This is a genomic window from Enterobacter cloacae complex sp. 2015409, assembly GCF_041365315.1.
Classification (GTDB): Bacteria; Pseudomonadota; Gammaproteobacteria; order Enterobacterales; family Enterobacteriaceae; genus Enterobacter; species Enterobacter pseudoroggenkampii.
Window position 1 is genome coordinate 2,411,612 of sequence record NZ_JBFTVM010000001.1, and the last position, 14,008, is coordinate 2,425,619.

The 14,008-nt window shown below is 54.2% G+C and carries 13 protein-coding genes; all 13 read left to right on the forward strand.

The window, feature by feature from the left end; all coding sequences use genetic code 11:
- Positions 1 to 34 precede the first annotated feature (34 nt).
- The 13 genes from leuS (at position 35) to ACDO57_RS11865 (ending at position 13,825) form a co-directional block, all read left to right on the forward strand.
- Complete coding sequence (gene leuS, locus ACDO57_RS11805; RefSeq protein WP_061715757.1) at positions 35 to 2,617, forward strand: leucine--tRNA ligase; 2,583 nt, start codon at positions 35 to 37, stop codon at positions 2,615 to 2,617.
- Positions 2,618 to 2,631: 14 nt separating this feature from the next.
- Positions 2,632 to 3,201: an LPS assembly lipoprotein LptE gene (lptE, locus tag ACDO57_RS11810; RefSeq protein ID WP_061715758.1), complete on the forward strand. Its 570-nt coding sequence runs from the start codon at positions 2,632 to 2,634 to the stop codon at positions 3,199 to 3,201.
- Complete coding sequence (gene holA, locus ACDO57_RS11815; protein WP_024907018.1) at positions 3,201 to 4,232, forward strand: DNA polymerase III subunit delta; 1,032 nt, start codon at positions 3,201 to 3,203, stop codon at positions 4,230 to 4,232. Before lptE ends, holA begins: the two co-directional genes overlap by 1 nt.
- A complete protein-coding gene (gene nadD, locus ACDO57_RS11820) occupies positions 4,225 to 4,890 on the forward strand; it encodes a nicotinate-nucleotide adenylyltransferase (RefSeq protein ID WP_048989993.1) in 666 nt (221 codons plus the stop codon). The genes holA and nadD overlap by 8 nt, the downstream gene beginning before the upstream one ends.
- Before the next feature lie 269 nt (positions 4,891 to 5,159).
- Positions 5,160 to 5,477 carry a ribosome silencing factor gene (gene rsfS, locus ACDO57_RS11825; protein WP_023334893.1) on the forward strand — a complete coding sequence of 106 codons (318 nt, stop codon included), beginning with the start codon at positions 5,160 to 5,162 and terminating at the stop codon, positions 5,475 to 5,477.
- Between the two features lie 3 nt (positions 5,478 to 5,480).
- Positions 5,481 to 5,948: a 23S rRNA (pseudouridine(1915)-N(3))-methyltransferase RlmH gene (gene rlmH, locus ACDO57_RS11830; RefSeq protein WP_003858701.1), complete on the forward strand. Its 468-nt coding sequence runs from the start codon at positions 5,481 to 5,483 to the stop codon at positions 5,946 to 5,948.
- A 28-nt stretch (positions 5,949 to 5,976) separates the two neighbouring features.
- The gene (gene mrdA, locus ACDO57_RS11835) at positions 5,977 to 7,878 is read left to right on the forward strand and encodes a peptidoglycan DD-transpeptidase MrdA (RefSeq protein ID WP_032649564.1); all 1,902 of its coding nucleotides are present in this window, start codon (positions 5,977 to 5,979) and stop codon (positions 7,876 to 7,878) included.
- A gap of 2 nt (positions 7,879 to 7,880) precedes the next feature.
- A complete protein-coding gene (mrdB, locus tag ACDO57_RS11840; RefSeq protein WP_008501037.1) occupies positions 7,881 to 8,993 on the forward strand; it encodes a peptidoglycan glycosyltransferase MrdB in 1,113 nt (370 codons plus the stop codon).
- A 16-nt stretch (positions 8,994 to 9,009) separates the two neighbouring features.
- Positions 9,010 to 10,122: an endolytic peptidoglycan transglycosylase RlpA gene (rlpA, locus tag ACDO57_RS11845; protein ID WP_370883997.1), complete on the forward strand. Its 1,113-nt coding sequence runs from the start codon at positions 9,010 to 9,012 to the stop codon at positions 10,120 to 10,122.
- Positions 10,123 to 10,261: 139 nt separating this feature from the next.
- Positions 10,262 to 11,473, forward strand: coding sequence for a D-alanyl-D-alanine carboxypeptidase DacA (gene dacA, locus ACDO57_RS11850; protein WP_014069323.1), 1,212 nt, complete (start codon positions 10,262 to 10,264; stop codon positions 11,471 to 11,473).
- 106 nt (positions 11,474 to 11,579) lie between these two features.
- Positions 11,580 to 11,843, forward strand: a complete 264-nt coding sequence (gene ybeD, locus ACDO57_RS11855) for a DUF493 family protein YbeD (RefSeq protein WP_003858718.1) — start codon at positions 11,580 to 11,582, stop codon at positions 11,841 to 11,843.
- Positions 11,844 to 11,938: 95 nt separating this feature from the next.
- Complete coding sequence (gene lipB / locus ACDO57_RS11860) at positions 11,939 to 12,580, forward strand: lipoyl(octanoyl) transferase LipB (RefSeq protein WP_370883998.1); 642 nt, start codon at positions 11,939 to 11,941, stop codon at positions 12,578 to 12,580.
- A 291-nt stretch (positions 12,581 to 12,871) separates the two neighbouring features.
- On the forward strand, positions 12,872 to 13,825 hold the full coding sequence (locus ACDO57_RS11865; protein ID WP_024907013.1) for a YbeF family transcriptional regulator: 954 nt from the start codon (positions 12,872 to 12,874) through the stop codon (positions 13,823 to 13,825).
- Positions 13,826 to 14,008: the final 183 nt, after the last annotated feature.

Sequence of the window (14,008 nt, forward strand, 5' to 3'; positions counted from 1 at the left end):
TGTAGCTGTATTGAAAACAGGACCACTGGCTGCCATGCAAGAGCAATACCGCCCGGAAGAGATAGAATCAAAAGTCCAGCAACACTGGGACGAGAAGCGCACCTTTGAAGTAACCGAAGACGAGAGCAAAGAGAAGTATTACTGCCTGTCGATGCTTCCCTATCCTTCTGGTCGACTACACATGGGCCATGTGCGTAACTACACCATTGGCGATGTGATCGCACGTTACCAGCGTATGCTGGGCAAAAACGTTCTGCAGCCTATCGGCTGGGATGCGTTCGGTCTGCCTGCGGAAGGCGCGGCGGTCAAAAACAACACCGCACCGGCCCCGTGGACATACGACAACATCGCGTACATGAAAAACCAGCTCAAAATGCTGGGCTTTGGCTATGACTGGAGCCGCGAGCTGGCAACCTGTACCCCGGAATACTACCGCTGGGAGCAGAAGTTCTTCACCGAGCTGTACAAAAAAGGCCTGGTGTATAAGAAGACCTCTGCCGTTAACTGGTGTCCGAATGACCAGACCGTTCTCGCGAACGAACAGGTTATCGATGGCTGCTGCTGGCGCTGCGACACCAAAGTTGAGCGTAAAGAGATCCCACAGTGGTTTATCAAAATCACCGCTTACGCTGATGAGCTGCTGAACGATCTGGATAATCTGGACCACTGGCCAGATACCGTGAAGACCATGCAGCGCAACTGGATCGGCCGTTCTGAAGGCGTGGAGATTACCTTCAACGTTGAGAACTACGACCAGACTCTGACTGTCTACACCACCCGTCCGGACACCTTCATGGGCGCGACCTACCTGGCCGTGGCTGCAGGTCACCCGCTGGCGCAGAAAGCGGCAGAAAACAATCCGGAACTGGCTACCTTCATCGATGAGTGCCGCAACACCAAAGTGGCCGAAGCCGACATGGCAACGATGGAGAAAAAAGGCGTTGCGACAGGCTTCTATGCTAAGCATCCACTGACTGGCGAAGCGATCCCGGTCTGGGCAGCGAACTTCGTGCTGATGGAGTACGGTACAGGCGCGGTAATGGCTGTTCCGGGCCACGATCAGCGCGACTACGAGTTTGCCACCAAATACAACCTGCCGATTAAAGCCGTTATTCTGACCGCCGATGGTTCTGAACCAGACCTGTCCGAAAACGCGCTGACTGAAAAAGGCACCCTGTTCAACTCCGGTGAATTCAGTGGTCTGAGCTTCGAAGAAGGCTTCAACGCCATCGCCGATAAGCTGGCCTCCCTTGGCGTGGGCGAGCGTAAAGTTAACTTCCGTCTGCGCGACTGGGGTGTTTCCCGTCAGCGTTACTGGGGTGCGCCAATCCCGATGGTGACGCTGGAAGATGGCACCGTGATGCCAACGCCAGAAGATCAGCTGCCGGTGATCCTGCCGGAAGACGTCGTCATGGACGGCATCACCAGCCCGATCAAAGCCGATCCTGAGTGGGCAAAAACCACCGTCAACGGCCAGCCTGCGCTGCGTGAAACCGACACCTTTGACACCTTTATGGAGTCATCCTGGTACTATGCGCGCTACACCTGCCCGCAGTATCAGGAAGGTATGCTGGATTCCAAAGCGGCAAACTACTGGCTGCCGGTAGATATCTACATCGGTGGTATCGAACACGCCATCATGCACCTGCTCTACTTCCGCTTCTTCCACAAGCTGATGCGCGATGCTGGCATGGTGAACTCTGACGAACCTGCAAAACAGCTGCTGTGCCAGGGCATGGTGCTGGCGGATGCCTTCTATTACGTCGGTGCCAACGGCGAGCGTAACTGGGTTTCTCCGGTTGATGCGATCGTCGAGCGCGACGAGAAGGGCCGTATCGTGAAGGCAAAAGACGCCGAAGGTCATGAACTGGTCTACACCGGCATGAGCAAGATGTCCAAGTCTAAAAACAACGGTATCGATCCGCAGGTGATGGTTGAGCGTTACGGTGCGGATACCGTGCGTCTGTTCATGATGTTTGCCTCTCCGGCGGACATGACCCTGGAATGGCAGGAGTCGGGGGTTGAAGGCGCGAACCGCTTCCTGAAACGCGTCTGGAAACTGGTTTATGAACACACCGCCCTGGGCGATGCCCCGGCGCTGAATGCCGCCGCACTGACTGAAGATCAGCAGGCGCTGCGTCGCGATGTTCATAAAACGATTGCAAAAGTGACCGATGATATTGGTCGTCGTCAGACCTTCAATACCGCAATTGCGGCTATTATGGAACTGATGAACAAGCTGGCGAAGGCTTCGCAGGACGGCGAGCAGGATCGTGCTTTAATGCGTGAAGCGCTGCTGGCCGTTGTTCGCATGCTGAACCCGTTCACGCCGCACGTTAGCTTTACCCTGTGGCAGGAGCTGAAAGGCGAAGGCGATATCGACAACGCGCCGTGGCCGCAGGCTGACGAATCAGCGATGGTGGAAAACACGACGCTGGTCGTGGTCCAGGTGAACGGCAAAGTCCGCGGTAAAATTACCGTGGCGGTCGATGCAACCGAAGAACAGGTTCGCGAGCGCGCGGGCCAGGAACCTCTGGTCGCAAAATATCTTGAGGGCGTTACCGTACGTAAAGTGATCTACGTACCGGGTAAACTGCTCAATCTGGTCGTTGGCTAAGCGCGGGAGGAAACGTGCGACAACTGGCAACAATACTCTTATCACTGGCGGTGCTTGTCACCGCTGGCTGTGGCTGGCACCTGCGCAATACCACGGCGGTGCCCGCTGAGATGAAAACGATGATGTTCGACTCACCAGATCCGAATGGCCCACTCAGCCGGGCCATTCGTAATCAGCTGCGTCTCAACGGCGTAGAGATTGTCGAAAAACAAACCCTGCGCCAGGATGTACCGTCTCTGCGTGTTATAGGTGGCGGCCTGTCGAGAGATACAGCCTCTATCTTCCAGGATGGACGTACAGCTGAGTATCAGATGGTGTTGACGGTCGACGCGGCAGTCCTGATCCCCGGTAAAGACATCTACCCGATCAGCACGAAAGTATACCGTTCGTTCTTCGATAACCCGCAGACGGCGCTGGCAAAAGATGCCGAACAGCAGATTATCATCAACGAAATGTACGACAAGGCAGCAGAACAGCTGATCCGTAAACTGCCAAGTATTGCAGCGTCAACTAAACAAGGATCTGACATCGTTGAAAAACCGGTTGCTGGCACGCTTCCTGCTGCTAACTCTCTGGGTAAATGATGATCAGGCTGTATCCTGAACAACTCCGCGCGCAGCTCAATGAAGGGCTGCGCGCGGCGTATCTGCTTCTTGGAAACGATCCGTTATTACTTCAGGAAAGCCAGGATGCCGTGCGGCATGCTGCCGCAGCGCAGGGCTTCGATGAACACCACACCGTCCAACTGGACAACAACACCGACTGGAACGCCCTCTTCTCGCTTTGTCAGGCGATGAGCCTTTTCGCCTCGCGCCAGACTATTCAGATCCTGCTGCCGGAAAATGGTCCTAACGCGGCCATGAACGAGCAGCTCGCTACGCTGGTCAGCCTGTTACACAGCGATCTGCTCTTTATTGTGCGTGGCAACAAGCTTACCAAAGCCCAGGAAAACGCGGCGTGGTTTACCCAGATCGCAGCCCACGCGGTGCAGGTCACCTGTCAGACGCCTGAGCAGGCGCATCTGCCCAAATGGGTGTCAGCGAGAGCGAAGCAGAACAACCTCCAACTGGATGATGCGGCGAATCAACTGCTGTGCTACTGCTATGAAGGTAACCTGCTGGCCCTGGCGCAGGCGCTTGACAGACTCTCCCTGCTCTGGCCGGATGGCAAGCTGACCTTGCCGCGCGTCGAGCAGGCCGTTAACGACGCGGCGCACTTCACGCCGTTCCACTGGGTGGACGCGCTACTGTCGGCAAAAAGCAAACGCGCCCTGCATATTCTGCAACAGCTGCGTCTTGAAGGGAGCGAACCCGTTATTCTGCTGCGTACGCTGCAGCGCGAATTACTGCTGCTGATTACGCTCAAGCGCCAGTCTGCCCATACGCCGCTGCGTTCGCTGTTTGATAAACACCGCGTGTGGCAAAATCGCCGGGCTTTGACCACCGAGGCCGTCAACCGCCTGAGTCATGAACAGCTTCGTCAGGCTGTACAGCTTCTGATGCGCGCTGAGCTCACGTTAAAACAAGATTACGGCCAGTCGGTCTGGGCGGAGCTGGAAAGCCTTTCTCTGCTGCTCTGCCACAAGGCGCTGGCAGACGTTTTTATTGATGGATAGTATGCATTCTTTACAGGCCCTGTATGGCGGCACCTTCGACCCGGTACATTACGGGCACCTGAAGCCGGTTGAAATTCTGGCGAATTTGATCGGCCTTCAGCGCGTCACCATCATGCCCAATAATGTCCCGCCCCATCGTCCACAGCCGGAGGCGACCAGCGAGCAGCGAAAAGCGATGCTCGCCCTTGCCATCGAAGATAAACCGCTCTTCCAACTTGATGAGCGTGAGCTGCGTCGCGACACGCCCTCCTGGACGTCACAGACGCTTCAGGAGTGGCGCACAGAACAGGGTCCAGACCAGCCGCTGGCGTTTATCATCGGCCAGGATTCCCTGCTGAATTTACCCACATGGCATCAGTATGAAACCATCCTGGAGAACAGCCATCTGCTCGTCTGCCGCCGCCCTGGCTATCCTCTGACCATGCGTGAAGCGCAGTACCAGCAGTGGCTGGAAGATCATCTCACCGATAATGTTGAAGATCTTCACAATCGGCCTGCCGGGAAGATCTATCTGGCGGAAACGCCGTGGTTCGATATCTCTGCAACCCTCATACGTGAGCGTTTACAGCAGGGTTTAGCCTGTGACGATCTACTGCCAGCCCCGGTGCTGGCGTATATCCATACGCACGGGTTGTATCAGAAAAGCGCAGATGAATAGCCGGAGGGCATAAAAAGCGGCTTATTGTTTATCCTGCCTTGACAGGTTAAGCCATACTGTTATTCTCCGCTGCCAGACTTTCCCGCCGATCATTGCTTTACAGAAATTGTTTTACAAAAATGGCGATGCAATCTCAGGCAGAGGGTGGGATGATACCCGCCTTCAAAAGCCCGGTCGGAGACATTTGTCCCGACACAGGCGTGAGTTCAGGTATACTGTCTGGCTACGAATTCAACGTTTTACAATCTCATTCACCCCAGGGGGAAAACTTGCAGGGTAAAGCACTCCAGGATTTTGTTATTGACAAAATTGATGACCTGAAAGGTCAGGACATCATCGCTATCGACGTTAAGGGTAAATCCAGTATTACCGACTGCATGATCATCTGCACCGGTACCTCTACGCGTCATGTTGTTTCGATTGCCGATCACGTGGTTCAGGAATCGCGTGCAGCAGGACTGTTGCCACTGGGTGTTGAAGGTGAAGCAACGGCTGACTGGGTGGTTGTCGACCTCGGCGATGTGATTGTCCACGTCATGCAGGACGAGAGCCGTCGCCTGTATGAGCTGGAAAAACTCTGGGGTTAATGCGTGAAGTTGCAGCTGGTCGCCGTCGGCACCAAAATGCCGGACTGGGTACAAACCGGTTTTACTGAATATCTGCGTCGTTTTCCAAAAGACATGCCGTTCGAACTGGTGGAAATTCCCGCCGGTAAGCGCGGCAAGAACGCGGATATCAAACGTATTCTCGATAAAGAGGGCGAACTGATGCTGGCTGCCGCAGGCAAAAACCGCATCGTCACCCTCGATATTCCAGGAAAACCCTGGGATACGCCGCAGCTGGCGCACGAACTGGAGCGCTGGAAGCAGGATGGCCGTGACGTCAGTCTGTTGATTGGCGGTCCAGAAGGGTTATCCCCCGCCTGCAAAGCGGCGGCTGAACAAAGTTGGTCCCTCTCCGCGCTGACACTTCCCCACCCGCTCGTTCGGGTACTGGTGGCAGAAAGCCTGTATCGCGCGTGGAGCATTACTACCAACCACCCCTATCACCGCGAGTAATGACTGACCAGGGTAGATTAAGCAGCGGATGAAACTACAGAATTCTTTTCGCGACTATACGGCTGAGTCCGCGCTGTTTGTGCGCCGGGCGCTGGTCGCCTTTACCGGGATTTTGCTGCTTACCGGCGTGCTGATCGCCAACCTTTATAATCTGCAAATTGTCCGCTTTACCGACTACCAGACGCGCTCAAACGAAAACCGTATCAAGCTGGTGCCTATCGCTCCCAGCCGCGGCATTATTTACGATCGTAACGGCACGCCGCTGGCGTTAAACCGCACCATCTATCAAATCGAGATGATGCCGGAAAAAGTTGATAATGTTCAGGATACGCTGGAAGCGCTGAAAAGCGTTGTCGACCTTAACGATGACGATATCGCGGCCTTCAAAAAAGAGCGCTCCCGCTCTCACCGTTTCACCTCCATCCCGGTTAAAACCAACCTGACGGAAGTCCAGGTAGCCCGCTTTGCGGTAAACCAGTACCGCTTCCCCGGCGTTGAAGTGAAGGGTTACAAGCGTCGCTACTACCCCTACGGCTCCGCGCTGACGCATGTGATTGGCTACGTCTCCAAGATTAACGACAAAGACGTCGACCGCCTTGATAAAGACGGCAAGCTGGCAAACTACGCTGCAACACACGATATCGGTAAGCTGGGGATCGAACGTTACTACGAAGACGTTTTGCACGGGCAAACCGGCTATGAAGAAGTTGAGGTTAACAACCGCGGCCGCGTGATTCGCCAGCTGAAAGAAGTCCCTCCTCAGGCGGGGCATGACGTCTATCTGACCCTCGACCTTAAGCTGCAGCAGTATATCGAAACCCTGCTGGCGGGCAGCCGTGCAGCCGTTGTGGTCACCGATCCTCGTACCGGCGGCATTCTGGCAATGGTGTCTATGCCCAGCTATGACCCGAACCTGTTCGTTGACGGCATTTCCAGTAAGGACTATTCCGGTCTGCTGAATGACCCGAACACGCCGCTGGTGAACCGCGCGACGCAAGGGGTTTATCCGCCGGCATCAACGGTTAAGCCGTACGTGGCGGTTTCTGCGCTGAGTGCCGGCGTCATTAACCGTAATACCAGTCTGTTTGACCCGGGCTGGTGGCAACTGCCTGGTTCAGATAAACGCTATCGTGACTGGAAAAAATGGGGCCACGGTCATCTGAACGTCACCAAATCGCTGGAAGAATCTGCGGATACCTTCTTCTATCAGGTGGCGTATGACATGGGGATTGACCGCCTGTCAGAGTGGATGAGCAAATTCGGATACGGGCATTACACCGGCGTTGACCTTTCCGAAGAACGTTCTGGCAACATGCCAACGCGAGAATGGAAGCTGAAGCGCTTTAAAAAACCGTGGTATCAGGGTGACACCATTCCGGTGGGTATCGGCCAGGGCTACTGGACGGCAACACCGCTTCAGATGAACAAGGCCATGATGATCCTCATCAATGACGGCGTGGTGAAAGTACCACATCTGCTACAGAGCACGGTTGAAGACGGCAAAAAAGTGCCGTGGAACCAGCCGCACGAGGCGCCGGTGGGTGACATTCATTCCGGCTTCTGGGAAATTGCGAAAGACGGTATGTACGGCGTGGCAAACCGCCCCAACGGTACCGCGCATAAGTACTTCACCGGTACGCCGTACAAAGTGGCCGCGAAATCCGGTACTGCGCAGGTGTTCGGTCTGAAAGCCAACGAAACCTATAACGCGCACCGCATTGCTGAACGTCTGCGTGACCATAAGCTGATGACGGCGTTTGCCCCTTATGATAACCCGCAGGTCGCGGTGGCGATGATTCTGGAGAACGGCGGTGCCGGTCCAGCTGTAGGGACCATCATGCGCCAGATCCTTGACCACATTATGCTGGGTGATAACAACACCGAACTGCCGGCTGAAAACCCGGCCGCCGCTGCGGCGGAGGACCAATAATCATGACGGATAATCCAAATAAAAAATCGCTGTGGGACAAAATCCACATCGACCCAGCCATGCTGCTGATCCTGCTGGCCCTGCTGGTTTACAGCGCCCTGGTTATCTGGAGCGCCAGCGGCCAGGACATCGGCATGATGGAGCGCAAAATTGGCCAGATTGCCATGGGTCTGATCATTATGGTGGTGATGGCGCAGATCCCGCCGCGCGTCTACGAAGGCTGGGCGCCCTACCTCTACATCTTCTGTATTATTTTGCTGGTTGCGGTAGATGCGTTTGGCGCCATATCAAAAGGGGCGCAGCGCTGGCTGGATTTGGGGATTGTCCGCTTCCAGCCCTCGGAGATTGCCAAAATCGCCGTGCCACTGATGGTGGCACGCTTTATCAACCGCGACGTCTGTCCGCCGTCTCTGAAGAATACCGCTATCGCGCTGGTGCTGATTTTCCTGCCAACGCTGCTGGTTGCGGCACAGCCTGACCTGGGGACCTCAATCCTTATTGCCCTCTCCGGCCTGTTTGTCCTGTTCCTGTCGGGACTGAGCTGGCGCCTGATTGGTATCGCAGTGGTGCTGATTGCGGCGTTCATCCCTATCCTCTGGTTCTTCCTGATGCATGACTACCAGCGCCAGCGCGTCATGATGCTACTCGATCCGGAAACCGATCCGCTGGGCGCGGGCTATCATATTATTCAGTCGAAGATTGCAATTGGCTCCGGGGGCCTGCGCGGTAAAGGCTGGCTGCACGGTACGCAGTCGCAGCTGGAATTTTTACCGGAACGCCACACCGATTTTATCTTTGCCGTACTGGCGGAAGAGCTGGGGCTGGTTGGCATTCTGATACTTCTTGCGCTGTATGTCCTGCTGATCATGCGGGGATTGTGGATTGCAGCGCGTGCACAAACCACGTTTGGTCGCGTCATGGCTGGCGGGTTGATGCTGATTTTATTCGTTTATGTCTTCGTAAATATTGGTATGGTGAGTGGTATTCTGCCGGTGGTAGGCGTACCGCTGCCGCTGGTGAGTTACGGAGGCTCGGCACTGATCGTGTTGATGGCCGGGTTTGGTATCGTGATGTCGATCCATACCCACAGAAAAATGTTGTCAAAAAGCGTATAAAAATAAGGGGATCGGAATGCGTAAGCAGTGGCTGGGGATCTGCATCGCGGCAAGTTTACTTGCGGCCTGCACAAGTGATGATGGTCAGCAACAGGCAACCGTCGCGCCGCCGCAGCCTGCGGTGTGTAATGGCCCGATCGTTGAAATCAGCGGTGCCGATCCCGTTTATGAACCGCTGAATGCCAGTGCCAATCAGGATTACGAGCGCGACGGCAAAAGCTATAAAATTGTTCAGGATCCTTCCCGTTTCAGTCAGGCAGGCTTTGCCGCCATTTATGATGCCGAGCCAGGCAGTAACCTGACGGCTTCCGGGGAGGCGTTCGACCCAATGCAACTGACGGCGGCACACCCAACGCTGCCGATTCCGAGCTACGCCCGTATCACCAACCTGGCGAATGGCCGCATGATCGTCGTGCGTATCAACGATCGCGGTCCGTACGGGAATGACCGGGTGATTTCCCTCTCGCGCGCGTCTGCCGATCGCCTGAACACCTCGAACAACACCAAAGTTCGTATTGACCCGATTATCGTCGCGCAGGATGGTTCGCTCTCCGGACCGGGTACCGCGTGTACAACGGTGGCGAAACAGACCTATGCCCTTCCTGACCGCCCAAATCTTGACGGCGGAATGGGAAGCGTCTCGTCTCCGGCAGAGCCTGCTCAGCCGGGAGGAGAAATACGCCCGATTAGCAATGACACGCTGCAAAGCGAGGATGCTACCGGCGCGCCGGTAAAGAGTAGCGGCTTTCTTGGCGCACCGACGACCTTAGCCACGGGCGTGCTGGAAGGCAGTGAACCCACTCCAGCCCCTGCTCCCGTCGCTACGCCAGCGACCCAGCCGGCTCCCGTAACGGCGCCAGCGACCACGCAAAGTGCGGCGGTGGCGGCTCCAGCAGCGGTCAGCGGAAGCTATGTGGTTCAGGTAGGCGCAGTGAGCGATCAGGCCCGGGCCAAACAGTATCAACAGCGTCTGAGCCAGCAGTTTGGCGTACCAGGACGCGTTGAGCAGAACGGCGCGGTCTGGCGCATTCAAATGGGGCCGTTTGCCAGCAAATCGCAGGCAGCCTCCCTGCAGCAGCGTCTGCAGAATGAAGCTCAACTTCAGTCATTTATCGCTGTTGCGAAATAATTAACCGGCGGTATCCGAATTGTCAGTTAGTGTAAAACACATTCACAAACTCATGCTTAAAGTCGGATGCCTGCCTGAATAGCATTTGCTATAGTAAGGCACTTTTTTTAATTCCATCACGGATGTCGTAGTTCTGACCATGAAGACCACTTTTTCTGCTCGTTTTGTGCAGCGCATGGCGCTGACCACGGCCCTTTGCGCGGCTGCTCTTTCTGCAGCTCACGCCGATGACCTGAATATCAAGACCATGATCCCTGGCGTTCCGCAAATCGATGCGGAATCCTACATCCTGATCGATTACAACTCTGGCAAAGTGCTGGCAGAACAGAATGCCGATGCCCGCCGTGATCCGGCCAGCCTGACCAAAATGATGACCAGCTACGTTATCGGCCAGGCGATGAAGGCAGGTAAATTCAAAGAATCGGATCTGGTCACCATCGGTAATGATGCGTGGGCAACCGGGAACCCTGTCTTCAAAGGTTCCTCTCTGATGTTCCTGAAGCCGGGTATGCAGGTTCCTGTTTCCCAGCTGATTCGTGGTATCAACCTGCAGTCGGGTAACGATGCCTGCGTGGCGATGGCCGATTTCGCCGCCGGTAGCCAGGATGCCTTCGTGGGTCTGATGAACAGCTACGTTACCGCGCTGGGTCTGAAAAACAGCCACTTCCAGACCGTACACGGCCTGGACGCAGACGGTCAGTACAGCTCCGCACGTGATATGGCCCTGATTGGTCAGGCGCTGATCCGCGATGTCCCTAACGAATACTCTATCTACAAAGAAAAAGAGTTCACCTTCAACGGGATTCGTCAGACCAACCGTAACGGCCTGCTGTGGGATAACAGCCTGAACGTTGACGGCATTAAAACTGGCCACACCGACAAAGCGGGCTACAACCTGGTGGCCTCTGCTACTGAAGGTCAGATGCGTCTGATCTCTGCCGTGATGGGCGGCCGCACCTTTAAAGGTCGTGAAACAGAAAGCAAGAAGCTGTTGACCTGGGGCTTCCGTTTCTTCGAAACCGTGAATCCACTGAAAGCAGGCAAAGAGTTTGCGTCTGAACCCGTCTGGTTCGGCGACAACGACCGTGCTTCTCTCGGCGTTGATAAAGACCTCTACCTGACCATTCCGCGCGGTCGTATGAAGGATCTGAAAGCCAGCTACGTGCTGAACAGCACCGAGCTGCACGCTCCACTGCAGAAAAACCAGGTTGTAGGCACGATCAACTTCCAGCTGGATGGAAAAACGATCGATCAGCGTCCGCTGGTTGTCCTGCAAGAAATTCCTGAAGGCAATTTCTTCGGCAAAATCATTGATTACATTAAATTGATGTTCCACCACTGGTTTGGTTAAAAATTGAACACTTGAAAGTGTGATTTTGATCCCCATATACTAAGTATCCTGATAACTCCCACCTGACGTGGGAGTTATTATTTTTTGACGTTACGCCGGAGCTGACATGAAAACCAAACTTAACGAACTGCTTGAATTCCCTACCCCATTTACCTACAAAGTAATGGGTCTGGCGAAACCTGAGCTGGTTGATCAGGTGGTTGAAGTGGTACAGCGCCATGCGCCGGGTGACTACTCTCCGTCAGTAAAACCAAGCAGCAAGGGCAACTACCACTCGGTTTCTATCACCATCACTGCGACACACATTGAGCAGGTTGAGACGCTGTACGAAGAGCTCGGCAATATCGAAATCGTTCGTATGGTACTGTAGTCCCTTTGCGGTTACCCGGTTTGCCGGGTAACCCTTCTCCCCGCTGTGATATACTCCCCCCACACCTTTTGTCCCTCGTCTTCGGAGACGCAGTTTTGTATCAGGATAAAATTCTGGTCCGTCACCTCGGGCTGCAACCTTATGAGCCTGTCTCCCAGGCCATGCATGACTTCACCGATTCACGCGATGACAACACCCCAGATGAAATCTGGCTGGTCGAACACCTGCCGGTATTTACGCAGGGTCAGGCGGGTAAAGCAGAACATCTATTAATGACGGGAGATATCCCGGTTATTCAGAGCGATCGCGGCGGTCAGGTCACGTACCATGGGCCCGGGCAGCAGGTGATGTACGTCCTGCTCAATCTGAAGCGCAGAAAGCTGGGCGTGCGTGAACTGGTCACTTTACTGGAACAAACCGTTGTCAACACGCTGGCGGAATATGGTATTGACGCGCATCCGCGTGCCGATGCGCCGGGCGTTTACGTTGGGGAAATGAAGATCTGCTCCCTGGGGCTGCGTATTCGAAAAGGCTGCTCATTCCATGGCCTGGCATTGAATATAAACATGGATCTCGCGCCGTTCCAGCGCATAAACCCCTGCGGCTACGCCGGCATGGAAATGACGCAAATGCGCCAGTGGGTAGAAGCCGCTACGCCCGAACATATTCGTCCCGTGCTTTTGAAGAACGTGTTAGCGCTACTTAACAATCCCCCACACGAATATATCCCTGCTTAATATATCGTACAACAGGGCTCGATAATTTGACGGGCCACTGTTTATTTACCGCTTTTGCACTTTACAATAATCCACAGATTCTATATTTTCGAAGCGCCCGAATATTACCGCTACATATTATTTAGCCTCCAGCAAGCTCGGCAAACACGGCATAAGTAACGTGAGCAATTATCACACAACTGTTTGCTTTTGATAAACAAGTGAAACAAAACCAACACTTTACGAATCTCTACAAGCATAATAAATAAATTCAACTATCATTCATATTGTGAATGTATACGGGGTGAAAGCGTGGAGTATAATAATTTACCAGCCAAACGACTGAATGAACCTGGTGGCGAAGACAAGCCGCAAATTTTTCGGACTTTACGTAATATTGATCTCAATTTACTGACTATTTTTGAGGCAGTATATGTCCATAAAGGTATCGTTAACGCTGCGAAAATTCTTAATCTCACGCCATCAGCAATAAGTCAGTCAATCCAAAAGCTACGCGCTATATTTCCTGACCCGTTATTTATCCGTAAGGGCCAGGGGGTAACGCCGACGGCTTACGCCACGCATCTCCACGAGTACATCAGCCAGGGGCTGGAGTCGATTCTGGGCGCACTGGATTTAACCGGGAGCTATGATAAGCAGAGAACCATCACCATCGGCTGTTCCCCTTCTGTGGGTGTGCTGGTGATGCCGGCGATCTTCCAGGCCGTGAAAGAGCATGCTCCGCAGCTCCTGCTTCGTAATGTGCCGCTCAATGAACCTGACATTCAGCTTGCCCAGTTCCAGACGGACCTGATTATTGAAAGCGGCAGCTTCAGTGCCAGAGCGCTGGGTCAAAATGTGCTCTATTCGGATAACCTGGTGCTGGTTTGCCGGCAGCAGCATCCGGTTCTCAGCGAACCGCTGACCATCGAAAACCTGCGCAACTACGACCACTCGTCTTTCATGACCGAAGGGCAGTCTAACCACGCCCTTCGTCAGCGTATTGATGAAATTTTCCCGGAACGTCAGATCAGCTTCAGCAGTTACAATATGTTTACCACCGCATCGCTGATCGGCAGCAGCGATATGCTGTGCGTCATGCCATCGCGCCTGTACAGCCTGCTACAAAAATGCTGGCCGCTGGAGAGCATTCCACTCAGTCAGCTTAATGCGGAATCAATCGAGATTTCACTGCATTACAACAAGCTGAGTTTACGCGACCCGGTTCTGGAAAACGTCATCCGCATTATCCGTCAGGCCTTCTGACAGGTTTAGCCAGCACAAGACCCTGCACCAGGCAGGGCGAAAGGCACAAAACAACAACTATTTTACAAATTGGCGATCTGGCAGGCTGCTTTAACGACCGTTTCAATGATATACTGCCTGTCGTTCGTTCAAAAATAGTTGATAAATACAACATTCCCTTGAATTGAAACGCTTTCCTTCGAT